Source organism: Paenibacillus foliorum, assembly GCF_013141765.1.
Lineage (GTDB): Bacteria > Bacillota > Bacilli > Paenibacillales > NBRC-103111 > Paenibacillus_S > Paenibacillus_S foliorum.
This window is the reverse complement of record NZ_WHOD01000055.1, coordinates 157,176-172,298: the sequence shown is the minus strand read 5'-3', so window position 1 is coordinate 172,298 and position 15,123 is coordinate 157,176. Positions and strand designations below refer to the sequence as shown.

The 15,123-nt window shown below is 40.9% G+C and carries 18 protein-coding genes and 1 riboswitch; of the genes, 5 read left to right on the top strand and 13 right to left on the bottom strand.

The genetic code is table 11. From position 1 onward, the window contains the following. Positions 1-6 precede the first annotated feature (6 nt). Complete coding sequence (locus tag GC093_RS13995; protein WP_171652492.1) at positions 7-255, top strand: hypothetical protein; 249 nt, start codon at positions 7-9, stop codon at positions 253-255. A 131-nt stretch (positions 256-386) separates the two neighbouring features. Here the strand turns inward: GC093_RS13995 and GC093_RS13990 are convergent, their stop codons facing one another. Beyond that, positions 387-998: a zinc dependent phospholipase C family protein gene (locus GC093_RS13990; protein ID WP_171652491.1), complete on the bottom strand. Its 612-nt coding sequence runs from the start codon at positions 996-998 to the stop codon at positions 387-389. A 352-nt stretch (positions 999-1,350) separates the two neighbouring features. On the opposite strand from GC093_RS13990, the gene GC093_RS13985 reads away from it, so the two are divergent. Together GC093_RS13985 and greA are read left to right on the top strand one after the other, a co-directional pair. Beyond that, a complete protein-coding gene (locus GC093_RS13985) occupies positions 1,351-1,770 on the top strand; it encodes a hypothetical protein (protein ID WP_171652490.1) in 420 nt (139 codons plus the stop codon). Between the two features lie 237 nt (positions 1,771-2,007). Further along, the gene (greA, locus tag GC093_RS13980) at positions 2,008-2,487 is read left to right on the top strand and encodes a transcription elongation factor GreA (RefSeq protein WP_171652489.1); all 480 of its coding nucleotides are present in this window, start codon (positions 2,008-2,010) and stop codon (positions 2,485-2,487) included. Positions 2,488-2,583: 96 nt separating this feature from the next. Here the strand turns inward: greA and GC093_RS13975 are convergent, their stop codons facing one another. The 4 genes from GC093_RS13975 to GC093_RS13960 form a co-directional block, all read right to left on the bottom strand. Further along, positions 2,584-2,850, bottom strand: coding sequence for a hypothetical protein (locus GC093_RS13975; RefSeq protein ID WP_171652488.1), 267 nt, complete (start codon positions 2,848-2,850; stop codon positions 2,584-2,586). A gap of 179 nt (positions 2,851-3,029) precedes the next feature. Continuing rightward, a complete protein-coding gene (locus GC093_RS13970) occupies positions 3,030-4,445 on the bottom strand; it encodes a HEAT repeat domain-containing protein (protein ID WP_171652487.1) in 1,416 nt (471 codons plus the stop codon). Positions 4,446-4,686: 241 nt separating this feature from the next. Further along, positions 4,687-5,475, bottom strand: coding sequence for a squalene/phytoene synthase family protein (locus GC093_RS13965; protein ID WP_171652657.1), 789 nt, complete (start codon positions 5,473-5,475; stop codon positions 4,687-4,689). 337 nt (positions 5,476-5,812) lie between these two features. Continuing rightward, positions 5,813-6,142: an ArsR/SmtB family transcription factor gene (locus tag GC093_RS13960; RefSeq protein ID WP_171652486.1), complete on the bottom strand. Its 330-nt coding sequence runs from the start codon at positions 6,140-6,142 to the stop codon at positions 5,813-5,815. Positions 6,143-6,254: 112 nt separating this feature from the next. Between GC093_RS13960 and GC093_RS13955 the strand changes: the two genes are divergently transcribed. Together GC093_RS13955 and GC093_RS13950 are read left to right on the top strand one after the other, a co-directional pair. Beyond that, entirely contained in the window at positions 6,255-7,631 is a 1,377-nt protein-coding gene (locus tag GC093_RS13955; protein ID WP_171652485.1) for an MFS transporter, read from the top strand. Positions 7,632-7,817: 186 nt separating this feature from the next. Further along, complete coding sequence (locus tag GC093_RS13950; protein WP_171652484.1) at positions 7,818-9,275, top strand: amidase family protein; 1,458 nt, start codon at positions 7,818-7,820, stop codon at positions 9,273-9,275. 6 nt (positions 9,276-9,281) lie between these two features. Here the strand turns inward: GC093_RS13950 and GC093_RS13945 are convergent, their stop codons facing one another. The 8 genes from GC093_RS13945 to GC093_RS13910 form a co-directional block, all read right to left on the bottom strand. After that, the gene (locus GC093_RS13945) at positions 9,282-9,686 is read right to left on the bottom strand and encodes a GNAT family N-acetyltransferase (protein ID WP_171652483.1); all 405 of its coding nucleotides are present in this window, start codon (positions 9,684-9,686) and stop codon (positions 9,282-9,284) included. 36 nt (positions 9,687-9,722) lie between these two features. After that, positions 9,723-10,163: an NUDIX hydrolase gene (locus GC093_RS13940; protein WP_171652482.1), complete on the bottom strand. Its 441-nt coding sequence runs from the start codon at positions 10,161-10,163 to the stop codon at positions 9,723-9,725. A 28-nt stretch (positions 10,164-10,191) separates the two neighbouring features. Beyond that, positions 10,192-10,635 (bottom strand): GNAT family N-acetyltransferase, encoded by a 444-nt coding sequence (locus GC093_RS13935; RefSeq protein WP_246314291.1) that lies wholly within the window; start codon positions 10,633-10,635, stop codon positions 10,192-10,194. A gap of 61 nt (positions 10,636-10,696) precedes the next feature. Next, the gene (locus tag GC093_RS13930; protein ID WP_171652480.1) at positions 10,697-11,176 is read right to left on the bottom strand and encodes an NUDIX hydrolase; all 480 of its coding nucleotides are present in this window, start codon (positions 11,174-11,176) and stop codon (positions 10,697-10,699) included. Positions 11,177-11,225: 49 nt separating this feature from the next. Beyond that, positions 11,226-11,717, bottom strand: a complete 492-nt coding sequence (locus GC093_RS13925) for an NUDIX domain-containing protein (protein WP_171652478.1) — start codon at positions 11,715-11,717, stop codon at positions 11,226-11,228. A 47-nt stretch (positions 11,718-11,764) separates the two neighbouring features. Next, positions 11,765-11,845, bottom strand: a riboswitch (ZMP/ZTP riboswitch). Between the two features lie 99 nt (positions 11,846-11,944). Further along, positions 11,945-12,322, bottom strand: a complete 378-nt coding sequence (locus GC093_RS13920) for a GNAT family N-acetyltransferase (protein WP_376768652.1) — start codon at positions 12,320-12,322, stop codon at positions 11,945-11,947. 63 nt (positions 12,323-12,385) lie between these two features. Next, positions 12,386-13,192: a GNAT family N-acetyltransferase gene (locus tag GC093_RS13915; RefSeq protein ID WP_171652474.1), complete on the bottom strand. Its 807-nt coding sequence runs from the start codon at positions 13,190-13,192 to the stop codon at positions 12,386-12,388. 13 nt (positions 13,193-13,205) lie between these two features. Then, on the bottom strand, positions 13,206-15,095 hold the full coding sequence (locus tag GC093_RS13910; RefSeq protein WP_171652473.1) for an FAD-dependent oxidoreductase: 1,890 nt from the start codon (positions 15,093-15,095) through the stop codon (positions 13,206-13,208). Positions 15,096-15,123: the final 28 nt, after the last annotated feature.

Below are 15,123 nucleotides of genomic sequence, written 5' to 3'. Positions count from 1 at the left end.
GCCTTAATGCTTACAAGCGTGGCTGGCGTCGCGGCGGCAGCTGATCCAGCAACCCCGTCGACCCCAACTTCCACTGTAAAAACTCCACCCCTAATCTTCTGGTCCATAGCTCAAACGATGGTTAATGGTACATATGTTCCTGGTAATTATGTAGTAAATAAAGATTCAAAAGTTGCCTTTATTCCGGGTGGAGTAGGTCTGGTTGTAGTCGATAAGTCAGTCGCCTTGCCCGTAGGATCCTATTACGTAAAATAAAAGTAAGCCGCATCACTCATAGTTATGAAGCCGATGTGCATCTAAGGATCCCAACCGGATCTCATAGATGCACATTTTATTTGACGTTGGTCTATGCCGTTGATGGGTTCTTTCTTTTCGAATTGCTCCCATCATTGTAACTTTTTAAACAGCTCTTTAAGCTCATCAGCTGTATTTGCTATAAAATTTTCTACAACATTCTCCGTAAGATAGTTTATTGGAATATGCGGTTCATTACTTGGTTCATCAAACCAATCAAAAACCTGCCTCCTCCACTTTTGAAGTTCATTTGTAGTGTAGAGGTTGGTTAATTCATATAAAGGTGCTCGTACTACTTTTTCAATGACACTGTCTCTCCATGGCACTGTCCGAAATATATTAAAATCATTCTGGTTCTCTTCATCCCACAATAATTTATTGATGGATTCAGGATACACTTCTTCAGAAATAGCTTTCTTAGTATTTCCCCAATTAATGTCTGCGACGACATGACTTATATAACCCAAGAGAAACGGTTTAAAGTTTTGATCAGTGCATAATTTACTGTGTGATTCGTAGAACGTAAAGAAATCCTCTGTTTGGCCAGTTGTTTTATTTAATAAATGCGATTTAGATTTACTTACTTTACCGCGTTCTCTTATCATTACAGCGTCCGGTGCTATACTTCCCAGCAGAAAACTTGGATTTACTTGGGTACCAAATACCCGGATTGCTATCGAGAAATGGATCATAGACCATGGCAAAACTATCACATCCTTTGGTTGTTATCAGATATCAAATGAGGACTGAATGATTGACTACCCTAATAGTAATCGTAAGACGTGGAATATGTAAAATATGTAAAATTGAATAAACCAATCTAATTTTGATATAATTAAAACAAATGTCATACCACTTATAGATGAATCAATCTACAATTGAGAGGGATAATATTCTGAACATTTTCTAATAAACTAGACTTGAGACGGGGGAGAAACACTGCTTGAGTCTAAAGCCAGGCGTAAAAGCTTGTGTTAGACTGAATATATCAATCACTATCAATCTAGTTTCCGCATATTGGGTATGCATTATTTATAAGAAAAGAGGAAGTTCTCGATGAATCCCAAACGAATTCTAATGATTAGCACCATGACACTCAGCATCACCATTATTGGAGGGTTGTGGAACGAGGAAGCGAGAGCCAAAGCTTCTCACGGCCAACCGGAAAACTTTGAAGCTCAGAGCGTGCAAGTTGCAGCTAAAGATGAATTCTTACAAGTGCTCGGTGCTTCTTCGGATGAGGATGTTTATAATTCCCTGTTGGAAGGCAAATCACTGGCGGATATAGCTGATAAGAATAACGAAGATGTAAAGCACATTATTAATTTACAAATCGCTGAATTGACCAAACAATTGGACTCACGATTCGCAAATGGAAGTATATCTCCAACCGAATATCAGTTACAAAAACAAGAATTTGCAGACATCATTAAGAAAAGCGTATTTGGAGAAGCGAATACATATCCAACGGTTTGAGTCATCTTGGCTCATTCCATTTCTGTATTTCTTAAAACCATATGTATGTGATCTTCCCAGCTACCATTGATCTTTAAATACTTCAATGCTGAACCCTCATTATAAAAGCCATGGTTCGGGTCTATAACTTATATGTTGTTTAAAATAAATGTCCTTTTCGCATGATTCCCTGTTATAGTGTAGAATAGATTAATAAATGTTGCATAATAATCGTACTGATACTTAGGAGTTGTAGAAATGTCAAAGGATGAAATTGTTTTAACACAAGAGGGATTAACTAAATTAGAGCTTGAATTAGAAGATCTTAAAACAGTAAAACGCAAAGAAATAGCCGCTCGTATTAAGACAGCGATTAGTTATGGCGATTTGAAAGAAAATAGTGAATACCATTCTGCCAAAAATGATCAGTCTTTTATGGAAACCAGAATTCTTATACTAGAAAAGATGTTAAATAAGGTTCGTGTTGCTGATCTGGATAGTTTAGATTTATCAACCGTCAAAGTTGGATCCGTTGTTATCCTAAACGACATAGAAGTATCAGAGAAGGTCGAATATAGAATCGTAGGTGCGGCTGAAGCAGATGTTATGGAAAATAAAATATCGTACGAAAGTCCTCTTGGGAAGTCTCTTATGGGAAAATCAGTTGGCAATATCATAAGTGTAAACGCACCTGTTGGGACGATCAAATATGAGTTACTTGAAATAAAGGCGATGTAAATTTTTTATCATTTAATTAAAAAGAGAAGCCAATGAGTTGGCTTCCCTCTATATTTTTTAATCTGTACTCCGCTTTATCTGCTTATGCAAGTAATTTTAGCTTTCATCTTCAACTTTATTTTCGTCAATCTTAGTATCTTTGCGAATCACTCGAGCGGGTCGGACTACCCAGTTTTCCCGATTCATCCGTCCTACTCGATTTATCGGATTATCTGTATCCACGATATGGCTTACAGTGGAAGCTTCCCCTGTTTGCTGAAGATTATTCTCCTTAGTGCTTGCCGCTGCTTTACTTTTACTACCTCCTGGCGGTCCGCCCCCTCCATTCCGTTTTCCTTTGTTCCATACTCTTCCTTTACTCATCTTAACACTCCATTATTATGTTTATTTGTATGTCCGAACTCTGAAGCGGCAACTAATTTACATATAAAATATCATCTAACCATATCACACTAATGTTAAGGTTTCCAGAACCTAAAAAAAACCTCATCCTATGCAAATCGCAAAGGAATGAGGTCAAATGCATTAAAAGTTAAAGCAGCTTAAGGATAGAATGTGCTTTGAGGAGTGGTCGTTGGGCACCAGCGTGAATTTAACAAGAACTCGATGAGCACCTTTTTAGCTGAGTCTGTACCAATGTAGTGCAGCGCTTCTGCAGCATGTCCACGAACATAACGGTTGTCGTCCTCTAGTGAAATTTCGAGTGCCGGCACTGCTGCATCAGCAGCTGCCCCCATACGGCACAACGAAAGTCCAGCTATGAAACGGACCTGCACATCCTCGTCCTTAAGGCATCGGATGAGTCCCTCAACAACTTGATCTGTCGGAGCTCCGATTAAGGCTATAGCCTCTGCAACCGTTTGTCGAATGACAACATTCGTTGATGGGTCAAGCAGCTCTAGCAGCTTAGGAACAGCAGAAGTTGCGAAATGCCTAAGCTCGCCTAGTGCAAAAACTGCATGAACCACGGTTTCAACACGATCCTCAGCGAGTGCAGCTTCCAGACCAGCCACAGCCCCTGAGCCTGCTGCTGCTAACCCGTAAGCTGATGTGCGTGATACCTTCACGTTATCGTGTCGAAGTCCTTGTAACAGCGCTTGTATACCCGCTTCTCCCATTGTTGCAAGGTTGTACGCGGCATTCAAGGTGTTAGGCTCAAAAGCATCTTCGAGCTGCGCCGCGGCTTCTTGTACATGAGACGTTACATCCTTCTCGCTATCTGCCAAACTGCCTACCTGACCAGAAAGCCAGTTCCATGTTTCCTTCCACATGGTTTCATGCTCGTTAATTTTGGTACTGAAGGATGCCGGTTGTTTCCATTCCGGTTCCAAGCAATCCCAGCTAGGAGCTGTAGGTGCTTCTGTACGCATGAATTCGAATTTCAGCATATATCTGGGTTGACCCAGTACATTCGGTGTCGAGCGATGCCAGATGTCATAATGAATCAATGCGAAGGTACCTGCATTTCCGCTGGCAACCGCTTCTCCTTCCGCATCATCTGAAACGAATGTTCTGCTTTCATAATTTTGTGTGCCTGGCATAACGCCTGTTGGTCCGAGTTCTACCGGCGTATCTTGTGGGAAATACATAATCATGGCCCACCAAGGGTGATGGTTGCGCATCTTTTTATAACCCCAATAGCTGTCTTTGTGCCACCCTCCTGCTGTAGGAGACGCATTAAAATGACCATGTCTATGGGTATGCATTAAATAGTTGGGTCCGAGAACACTAGTCAACGCACCGGTTATAATTGGATTATCAAAAACCTTTTGCAAATCTCTAATGCGTGGCAGTAGATTATTGCCTGGGTTACCTTCTTGTTCGTACACTTGATTCAATTGTTCCATAAGCTTTTGATGAAATTCATTCGAGAAATCAGTTTTAAGAATTAAAAATCCTTCTGCTACAAACTTCCTCATTTGCTCATCATTTAATAATACTGGAACTTCACGACCCATGTCTCTACCTCCTAATGTGATCTTGATTCAAATTATAATAATTCAGGAGGTTTGAGCATATACAGAATGCTAATTCAAGTTTGCACAAAAGTAAGGTGTTTCGATCAAACATTATATTTATATAAAAATAACCCATACCGGAGTAGGTAATGGGTTATCTGGGAGGTACGAATACTTTTTATATTAAGGGCTGTTATATGAGATACAAAATCAGGTTTGTTCCTGTTATCGGGTACTAATTTTAATCTTCGCCTGTAATTCTGCTTACAATTTGAAGCACTGCTTCTCTATTGAGCTTACTTTCACCGTTTGACAAAGCAAATAATGTACCATGTGCCAACGCCAAAGGAATGCTGCAGAAATCAAGGATTGGACCGGGTTTAATATCAGCTATGTATTCGTTAGCCATTTCTAGGTTACGGGTGGTGTAGGCAAACATATCTTCAATCCCCCAATGAGGCGGGAAGAAATCGACTCCTCTTGTTGAATCCTCAATACGGTTACGAACAATATTTACAGCTTGAAGGCCACGACCAAAAGCCACCGCCTTAACTCGATCCGTTTCTGTACCATCAAACCACTTCCACAGGTCTGACAGCAGTTCTCCCACAGCACCAGCAACGCAATAAGTATAATAATCAAGATCCTCTTCCGTATTAATCTTCCACTCTCTCTCTACCCATTCAGCCATCTGTTCAGCCATAATCGCTGTGCTCTGAATGACACGAGGAGCAATTGAAGTCGGACAAAGATTTACCCAATCATTAAGGCGTACAGTTACCTCACAAAGCGTATCTTGGTAAGGCTGAAAAAGCGTACGCAGCTCTGCTTCTCTTGACGGCACTTGGATGAGCTTGCTTACTCCTAATAACAGCTTGGCCTTTACCTCTGGCGGTAGATCAGTGTGGTCTTCGATCTCATCAATAGCTCGCATACAAAGATACGCAGAGGCCACAGCTTCCTTAATTCCGGGTACCAAACGACTAATCGGAATTAAGAAAGTCCTACTTGTCTCCGCCAACATATCCATTGCGTCGCTCAATAAATCATTTGTCTTATTCACCAAAAGCCCTCCAACATAAATCGATTCTCTTTTGAATAGATACTTATCATCATCGTAAAACAGGAATTATTTTATTAGTTCTTTTCTTATTTTACTGTCCTCTACTGCAATATGCAAAAAAAATAAAGAAAAAAAGCAATCTAGTATAACATATTCTCCAATATAAGCATTTCTTAACGATTTATACCTTGTTTATGGCAAAAAAGGATAGGTTGATCGTTCATTTATAATATGTATTAAAGTTAATATTTACACATTTATACAGTACAACAAACCGCCAGATAGCGACGGTTTGCCATTTAAACTATGAAGAAAGAGTTGATTCATCTGAAGAGGCATACGCTTGTAAAACCGCCATTAGCAATCCGGGGAAACGTGACTCTAAATCATCAATTCGAATAGAAAGGAATCGCTGGGTACCTTGAATTCTGACTCTGAAAATACCGGCTTCCCTAAGTGTACGCAAGTGATGAGATACGGTCGATTTGACGACAGGAACTTGTAATTCACCACATGCTCGCTCTCCCGCTTTATAGAGTTCAGCGACAAGATGCAAGCGAATGGGATCACTCAAGGCATAAAGTACGGAGGACAAGTGGATATCTGCTTGATCTGGATGGTGCAGGACTTTCATGAAAGTGCCTCCTTCATACGATAAAGCTTATGATTGCATTTTATCATATTGGATGTTATATTTCTATTGTTCGATTATAATCGAACAATAGAAATAAAGTGAGGTGTAATTTATGTCAAAGCTCGATAATCAGAAATCAGACCGTATAGCAGAGCCAATCACTTTGCGCGAAGGAAGAGTCGCCATCCTTCTAGGAATCTCCATTGTGCTGGTTATCATGAATACGATGATGTTCAATCTGGCGCTTCCAGAAGTATCTCGTGCTTTCAGTATGTCAGCTTCTTCTGCATCATGGGTCGTTACAGGCTACTCCATTGTATTTGCGATCTCATCCATAACTTACAGCCGTCTGTCCGATTTCGTTCCCATTCGACGGCTATTCATCATTGGGATTCTTTCGCTTGGCATCGCCGCTATTGCTGGATTCTTCAGCAACAGCTTCATTCCCTTGCTGATTGCCCGTATTCTGCAAGCATCAGGGGCTGGCTCCATTCCTGCTTTATCCCTTGTGCTAATCACTCGTTATGTCCCGCTGGAGAGGCGGGGTAAAGCAATGGCAACAGTCATGTCCGCGGCTTCACTAGGGTTAGGTCTTGGGCCTGTTGTCGGTGGGGCTATTGTTGAGTACCTAGGCTGGCATTTTTTATTTGCTGTAACGGCTGTCACTCTGCTATTGGTGCCTTTCTATACATCACTTATTCCCAAAGAAACCCCTGCCAAAGGATCTTTCGACGCTCTTGGTGCCCTATTAGCCGGTATCGGAACAACGGGGATACTTCTGTTTTTGACGAATCAATACTGGATTGCACTTGCTGCTGGGATACTAACTCTTATCCTGTTTGCAATTAGGATTCACCGAGCAGCGGATCCATTCGTGCAGCCAGCCCTGTTCCGCAACCGTCCTTATTTAATGCTGGGCTCAGTTGGGATTGCTGCCTATTTGTGCAGCTTCGCAACGTTATTCCTAATGCCTCAAATTCTAGTGCATCAGTACAACTTGAGCGCAAGTGTATCTGGACTTATCATATTCCCCGGATCCTTACTAGCAATGTTTGTCTCTGGTCAAGTAGGCAGAACTATCGATCGATATGGCAATGGTTCTATCATTCGTTACATTCCTCTGCTCGTACTCGCGTCCGTCACCTTGTTTGCCTTGTTTGCCGGTACTTCATATATAGCTATTCTGTTCATTTATATGCTGTTAAGTGTTGGCTTTACTTTTCTGACGAGCAGCATTTCTAATGAAATGTCCCGCATATTGCCCAGGGCCCAAATCGGCTCAGGATTAGGACTATTCCAGCTGCTGCAGTTCTTCAGTGGGGCATTCGGAGTTGCAGCAACAGCCAGCGCCCTAGTCTGGCAGCAAAAGCTGCCCCTCTCGGAAGCTTATGCGAATATTTATTGGGGGCTGTCGATCATTGTTATGGCTTCAATTGGATGCTCCCATATCTATCTCCGTTATACTTCAAGGTCGATTCAGCAAGCTTAGAATGCATACAAAGAGTCCTCTCTTCCTTTTATCCAGCTAACCTGGTTGCTTTCTTTAAGTGATAAACCTAGATTCTACTAATTTATTTTTTCGATGAAGAAGATTCATGTCATGTAAAAATTAGGAGATCCGTTTATACTTAAGTAGATCAGATGATAAGCTGGATATAAAGGGAGAGGGAATAATATGAGTTTTGAAATAGTAGAAGCAACAATCCCTAACATTCAGGCAGCACTTGATTCAGGCGAAATTACTTCTAAAGGTCTAGTCCTTATATATCTCAATAGAATAGCAAGTATGGACAAATTAGGTCTCACCATCAATTCAATCCTCGAAATTAATCCAGATGCCTTATTTATCGCTGATTCCTTAGATGTAGAACGGGCTGCTCAAGGTCCCAGAGGACCGATGCATGGAATTCCTATTTTGCTGAAGGACAACATTAATACCGCTGACAAAATGCACACCAGTGCAGGATCACTCGCTCTTGCCAACTCTTACGCAGGAAAAGATGCATTTATTGTGCAAAGGCTCCGCGATGCCGGCGCGATTATTCTAGGAAAAGCCAATATGACAGAATTTGCTAACTTTATGACCCAAAATATGCCCTCCGGATACAGCTCACGCGGGGGACAGGTTTTGAATCCCTACAATATCTCAACACCGACGGGTGGCTCCAGTGCAGGGTCTGGTGTTGCTGTTGCTTGTAACTTTTGTACCGTCTCTGTTGGCACAGAAACTTCGGGCTCTATTCTAAACCCAGGGAACCTAAGCTCTACTATTGGCATTAAGCCTACGGTTGGATTAATCAGCCGCACAGGAATACTGCCACTCTCTAATAGTCAAGATACGGCAGGACCTATGGCTCGAACCGTTACTGATGCGGTTTTACTGTTGAATGTTCTTGTAGGGATGGATGCAAGCGACCCTGCAATGGGTACCAGCTTAGGGAGACAGTGCGAAGATTACACGGAGTTTTTGAACAAAGATGGGTTAAACGGAGCAAGAATAGGGATTCCAAGGGATTATTACTTCGAAGAATTAACAGATGAGCAGCTCACCCTCTTTAATCATTCCGTTGACATCATGAGGCAGCATGGCGCAGTCATTATTGATCCTGCTGATATCAAAACGGCACGAGAAATTAAATATTCCTCCGTGGTACTCAACGAATTTAAAGCATCTCTTAATGCCTATCTATCACAATTGGGCCCTGACGCGCCTGTTCGCACTCTAAAAGACATCATAGAATTTAATAATAAGCACCCTATGGAGACTTTAAAGTACGGACAAACCTTACTTATCCAAGCCGAATACAACACCTCAGGGACATTAACCGAACCCAATTATATTCAAGATCGCGCTTTGGATTTAAAGCTGTGTCAGCAGGAAGGAATCGATGCTGTTATGAAGGAGTTCAACCTCGATGCGCTTCTCTTTCCAGCTGATTTTGGATCAAGAATTACTTCAAGAGCCGGGTATCCATCGATCGTTGTACCCGCTGGTTACACTGCGGCAGGCGTACCGTTTGGTGTTACCTTCTCAGCTCAAGCCTACTGTGAACCGATGCTCATTAAGCTTGCATATTCATTCGAACAGCACACCCAATTTCGCAAAGCACCTTCATTAAAAAGCTTCGTGTAAGTTAATCTAATTAATCATTCGTTTTATTACAAAGGCTTTGTCCGCTCTTTCAAACCCAATCTTCTCATAAAATCCTACTGCTTTGGGCGCCGAGGTTAGGATATACTGTATTTCTTCATCTCCTAGTCGGTCCCTTAGCATTTTAATTAATTGTTTTCCAATCCCTAGTCCTTGATAGCTTTTATCTACAGCAATATCAGAAATATAGCAGCAATAAGAATAATCTGTAATAGCTCTTAAGAATCCAACTATTTTATCACCATCTCTTGCTGTAATTATTTCATCCGCATGATCTATCATCTTCTGAATTCGAACAGTGTCTCCAACAGGTCTCCTGATACCGGATTTAATATATACCTCTTGCACATCCTTAACGCTACAGCATTCATTGAATCTATATTCTAGTTCCATAATTCACCCCACATTATACTTTGCATTCGGGTCCCTCTATTCCTTTAAGTGACCCGATAAAATACCTGCTTTCCTTATGATCGCAATCCTTTCTTCTCGTCCTTCAATTTTTTGTATCATGTCTATTGCCGTTTCGAAATTCGTTATGATATAACCCGTTGTTTCGTATTGTTTGGGCATATCAATAAAACGCATAACTTTAGTTAGAACATATACTCTATAGGAGTCAAACTCTTCCCAATACCAGCTAGCAAAAGGAATTACTTCATCTGCCAGCTCAATTCCCGCTTCTTCCATAGCCTCTCGGTTCAATGCTTCAACTAATGATTCATTCTCTTCCAGCCTTCCTCCAATGGTCGTTAATACTTGTTCCTCCCTATCCCAAACCATTACTAAGTTTCCATTATCTAAAATAGGTACGCAATGCACACCACTAATTGGTTTATCGATCGGTATTTCAAGGATAAATGTCAGCAACTTCGACCTACCTCCTATTGATAGCTTATTAAAGTGTCAAATAGTAATGATAAAATGCTTGATCCTTCTCATATCCATTTCGTTCATACAATTGTTGAGCTCTTACATTATCCTGTGCTGTTGCTAACTCTATGCCCTTGGCAGAGCAAGCTCCAGCATATTTCTTGGCTTCATCTAATAATTGTTGAGCTACCCCTTTCCCCCTATATTCTTCTGCAACATATAAATCATTGAGTATCCATGAGCGTTGGAGTGAGATAGACGAATATGAAGGATATAACTGCATAAAGCCTACCGCTTTTTGGTTAGTTCTATCTTTTATAATAAAAATGATGGACTCCCTAGCAACTAATCTGTCAAATAAAAACGCCCTCGCGCTTACCACATCGGATTCTTGTCCATAAAATACTCTATATTGATCAAACAATGGCGCGGCATCCTCAACATCGTGAACAGTTGCTTGAACAAGCATGAAGTTATTAATCATTCTGGATAAATTCCTCTCTTACAATTGATTTTCAGTTATTCTTTATTTAGTTTCTAATATGTAGATAGTGATTGATAATTCCTTGTGTTAGCCAATCAAATTGATCCACATTTTCTTGAAACATTTGTTCTAATTCCTTAACTTCGATCCATCGGTGTCCGTATGCTTCATCACTGCTGTATGCTTCGTAATCTTCAACTTCACATCTAAAAATAAATCCAATTGAATCAATCGGCCCTTTCGTAGTTTGATATACAAAATAAGGGCTTAACGTTTCTAATTCTATCTGATTATTAATGTGAATTTGTTTATTCGTATTATCGATTATGTATTTCACCTTCAATCCGGTTTCCTCAAACACTTCTCTAACTAATGCCTGCTCAATGGATTCATATTCTTCAAGTCGTCCACCCGGAAATTCAAGTGCTTTGGCTTCATTGGGTTTATTTCTAACCTGCATTAAAACTTCCACTTGATCGTTATCATTATTTGTTCTTTCGATTATAGCGCGAGCATTTACATACATGGCAAGACCTCCCTAATATTAGCTTCGTCCCCAAAAACCGTGATCACAGTTAAAAACTAGTACTTTTACAAAACTCTACTTTTTGATGTACAAAATATTCTTTATAGAAATCATGTAGTGATCTAGGAAACTTATACGGTCTCATAGATTCGTCATCTCGGTTTACGGTCTCTTTAATTTTATCAATGGGCAACCATTCAATCCCGATCTGTCCGACATCTGCTTGAATGCTCTGCAAGTCAGTAACCATGGGTTCAATACTACATAGATAAATAAAATCAATACAATGAACTTCCTTCATTATAAAGGAGTATTCGTGGTTGTTAGATAGGTATTCTCTAATACAAATCAATTCGCTTTCTACAATATTAACCCCTAGCTCTTCTAAGCATTCACGTTTTAAAGCTTGCTCCAAGGTTTCATTAGGCTCTTGGGCACCGCCAGGAAGCGCATAATAGATACCAATCCCTGGTCTCTCTTTCTTTATGGAAAGTAATTGATCGTCCTGGATTATCAAAGCTCTGACTGTATTTCTAATCATCTAATCATCTCCCCAAAAATAATAAAAAGCATTTGATCAATGACCAAATACTTTGCCCAGGCGAACGGCTATATCCTATATGTGCTCCCTCGTAGTCTTCTACGTTATCGCCAGTTACACATACCCATATATTTACTTATAATCATATCTGAATATTTCGAAAAATCAATATTTTTCTATATGTAAAACACGAAGTCTATTCTTTCAATCTGTCCTTATGTATTGTCCTATGTATTAGATGAGTACAATAAAATGCCGTCTCTCTTCATCCAGCCTGACTTGTTCCAGAAATGATTTCCAATTTCATTGTCTTCGATCACCATGATATGGCATTTGTCAATTCCTTTTAATCTAAGCTTATCTAAACTGCTAGCTACTAATTGCTTACCAATTGAATGACCGCGATATTCCAGATCTACAGCAACATGATAAATGTAACCCCTTCGTCCGTCATGCCCACATAGGATGGTGCCAACCACTCGTTCCTTATCTACACATACAAAACTCATTCCGGCATTTCTGATTAAATAATTATGGATAGACTCCCTTGAATCAGCATTGCTTAGTGCCATTCCCTCTGTTCGTTTCCATAATTCTATTGACATTTCGTAATCGTCTATCGTCATTTCTCTTAATAAATACATGTGGAAGCTCCATTCTGTTCTTGTTTATCCCTTTATCCAAGTCGCTCTCGTATAGCCGAGCCTCATACCTGACCTCTCCATATTCCTGAAGCTAGTAGAAGCATACGCCGCTTGACTAATGATAAACTTGCAGTTGTTCCTGCTTGCTTCCGTAATTCTTCTCTCTAGCAATGCTTTTTGCACACCTTTATTTCTGTACTCATGCAAGGTTGTAGCAAAGGTTAGAGAGGCTAGTCCATCATTCATGTACATGACCCCAACACCTGCGGGAGTGCCTTCAACTAACGCAACAAAAAACCTCCAGCCTTCTCTATTAAGAAGAACCCTATTATTATCTGCTACATAGCTCATCCCTGAAAGTGATAATCCAGTTCCAAGGCAATGGATTTCGGCATACAAATTAATTTCATCTGCTTCTAGTTCGCGAATTGTGATTGGACCGTCAGACATACTCATTTCGAAGGGGTGTCCGTATAACGTAGCGTGAAAATCAGATTGATAGAAAGCTCTCTCGAACAGGACCTTCATTAGTTCTTTTTTGGCCTTGGTTGGGATAATTTCGAATTGTAATCGACTGCCTCTGCTCCTATAAAATTCAATGATTTCATCCAAAACATGAAGATCGTCCAAACTAATCCCTTTCACCGTATTAAACTGAGGCCAGGGCATCTCTTTACTGAAAAATGCTGTTGCACCGCCGAACTTCATAATCTCAATACCCATTGGATTGCCAGGACGCTCTCTAATTGCATGCATTCGATCAACCATATAATCGATTTCTGTTTGTTCCATGGTTTCAGCAAACTCATAGCTTTGTATTTGAAATGACATAGGTTAGCCCCTTTTAATTGTAATCTGAATGATGTATCTTTTGTGCAATAACCACCCGCTCTGCTTCACTCCATTGCCAATGGTAGCCTAGTGCCTTCACAGCTGTTTCCCAATCCACCATAACAAAATTATTCAATACATGGACTGGAGGCGACTCAATGGTTTCCTTCTCTCCTCTAAGGGTATAGGTAATTCGTTTGTTTTCGGCGTCATATCGCACATTTTGGGCTCCCAGCATTTCAAAAGTTTGATTTAGTGGCACCCAAGGTAACCCTTGAATAACAATTGGCTTGATTCCGTTGAAGGATAACTCTCGACCATCGGCAACAATACGGATAAAAGGCAAATGCTTAGCCACTGAATTCCCAGCTAAAAGCGTCAGAACTCCCTGATCCAGATCCGTCTTTTCCTGCTCGGAAAGATGAGTGATTTTATTGGCAGACTCCCGCGGCTGAAGCTTGATGTGATATTTTTTATCCATATAACGATGAAGTCTATCTAATTCTTCCTTGCTTGCACTCCTTAAGCTCCTTCCCTGCATTTGCGCCATAAGCACTCCTATAGATTCGGCAGCAACTGCACCATTGGGTTGGATCCGCGTACTTCCATAAGCAACTGCTGTTGAGCCAACCAATTTCCCCGCTGTTACGACATTATCGGTGCCTTGCAATAAATAGCTGCGCAGAGGGATGCCATATTTATCTGGCCGTCCAATTGCAAGGCCCTCCCTGTTGGATCGAGATCCCTGAATGTCCAGAAAATATCCGCCTATGCTGACATTATCCCAAAACATCTTACCACTCATCAGGTCAGACGCCTGCATCACATACTCGGTGGGATAATGATTATACTCCCGGATATACAAATAGTTAGGGTCCCCATTAAGCTCTAAGCCTTCAAATCCGATGATTTGTTTACGCAAATGGTCTCTAATAGAAGCCATTTCCTCCTTGGCCAGCTTCATTCCCCTGTCTATGGTTTCTCCTCTGCTCGGATCTACCCCATACACCTGAAGCGCATTAATGATAATCTCACCATTGCCTTGATTTAAGATATTGAGTCCACGCAGATTAAGCCATTCCTTATTTATCAACTTGTAAGCTGAAACTACAGGAGGAAAGCCGTACGAGATATTCGAATCCACATACGTTTCCGGTCCGTACATATGAGACCGCTCCACCTTATCCATTTTCCAAAAGTGACTGTAAAATTTATGCCAATCGACTCCCTTGAACCTCATTATGTAGGTGGCGCTCATATATTCCTTCTCCTTAGCGCCGTAAAGCGCTTCCAATCCTTGGAGCGGCTCCACGTTCAGCTTTCGAATCAGAGCGGCATCATCGGAATTGTCAACCACATAATGAGGATATACGGTTCTCGTTTTTCCAAACCGATTTACATATTGGATGGAAACAACCTCGCCTCCGACAGTATGTACGTTCTTTAATTCAACCTTTTTTTCAAGCGGGATTCGATCGATCAAATGATGAAAATATTGGGCAAACTGCGGCTTATTCCGAATCGCTCCCGTTTCATATTGATGAAACAGCTCCTTCATGCCACCTTGTACTAATGAATTGCCCTGATCATCATAGGTTCCATCCAAGTAGAGCATCTCACCTTGAAGAAGCTGTCCTCCCAAGTTATTTTTAGGTTCTAGAATGAGGACATTAAGCCCTTCCTGCTTCGCTTTTTGGGCCAAATACATCCCTTCTAGCTCTGTACCGATTACAACGACATCCGGATCACCAGAAAAATTGGGATATAATGTAAAACTTCCGTTGCTGTCACGATGAAGCCCATAATAACCAAACACACCTACAGTAACTGCTGAGGCAGCAAGAAGTGTGCTGGTTAATAAAATGCTATTTAGCGTTCTGGGTATCCATTTGTTTATCTTCACTTCTGCTCACCGTTCATTCTCCTGATTT

What these genes read in the sequence shown, in the direction of transcription:
- GC093_RS13995 (WP_171652492.1), top strand. Translation starts at nt 7, where the DNA reads ATGCTTACAAGCGTGGCTGGCGTCGCGGCGGCAGCTGATCCAGCAACC.
- GC093_RS13985 (WP_171652490.1), top strand. Translation starts at nt 1,351, where the DNA reads ATGAATCCCAAACGAATTCTAATGATTAGCACCATGACACTCAGCATC.
- greA (WP_171652489.1), top strand. Translation starts at nt 2,008, where the DNA reads ATGTCAAAGGATGAAATTGTTTTAACACAAGAGGGATTAACTAAATTA.
- GC093_RS13975 (WP_171652488.1), bottom strand. Translation starts at nt 2,850, where the DNA reads ATGAGTAAAGGAAGAGTATGGAACAAAGGAAAACGGAATGGAGGGGGC.
- GC093_RS13970 (WP_171652487.1), bottom strand. Translation starts at nt 4,445, where the DNA reads ATGGGTCGTGAAGTTCCAGTATTATTAAATGATGAGCAAATGAGGAAG.
- GC093_RS13965 (WP_171652657.1), bottom strand. Translation starts at nt 5,475, where the DNA reads ATGGATATGTTGGCGGAGACAAGTAGGACTTTCTTAATTCCGATTAGT.
- GC093_RS13960 (WP_171652486.1), bottom strand. Translation starts at nt 6,142, where the DNA reads ATGAAAGTCCTGCACCATCCAGATCAAGCAGATATCCACTTGTCCTCC.
- GC093_RS13955 (WP_171652485.1), top strand. Translation starts at nt 6,255, where the DNA reads ATGTCAAAGCTCGATAATCAGAAATCAGACCGTATAGCAGAGCCAATC.
- GC093_RS13950 (WP_171652484.1), top strand. Translation starts at nt 7,818, where the DNA reads ATGAGTTTTGAAATAGTAGAAGCAACAATCCCTAACATTCAGGCAGCA.
- GC093_RS13945 (WP_171652483.1), bottom strand. Translation starts at nt 9,686, where the DNA reads ATGGAACTAGAATATAGATTCAATGAATGCTGTAGCGTTAAGGATGTG.
- GC093_RS13935 (WP_246314291.1), bottom strand. Translation starts at nt 10,635, where the DNA reads ATGCTTGTTCAAGCAACTGTTCACGATGTTGAGGATGCCGCGCCATTG.
- GC093_RS13930 (WP_171652480.1), bottom strand. Translation starts at nt 11,176, where the DNA reads ATGTATGTAAATGCTCGCGCTATAATCGAAAGAACAAATAATGATAAC.
- GC093_RS13925 (WP_171652478.1), bottom strand. Translation starts at nt 11,717, where the DNA reads ATGATTAGAAATACAGTCAGAGCTTTGATAATCCAGGACGATCAATTA.
- GC093_RS13920 (WP_376768652.1), bottom strand. Translation starts at nt 12,322, where the DNA reads ATGTCAATAGAATTATGGAAACGAACAGAGGGAATGGCACTAAGCAAT.
- GC093_RS13915 (WP_171652474.1), bottom strand. Translation starts at nt 13,192, where the DNA reads ATGTCATTTCAAATACAAAGCTATGAGTTTGCTGAAACCATGGAACAA.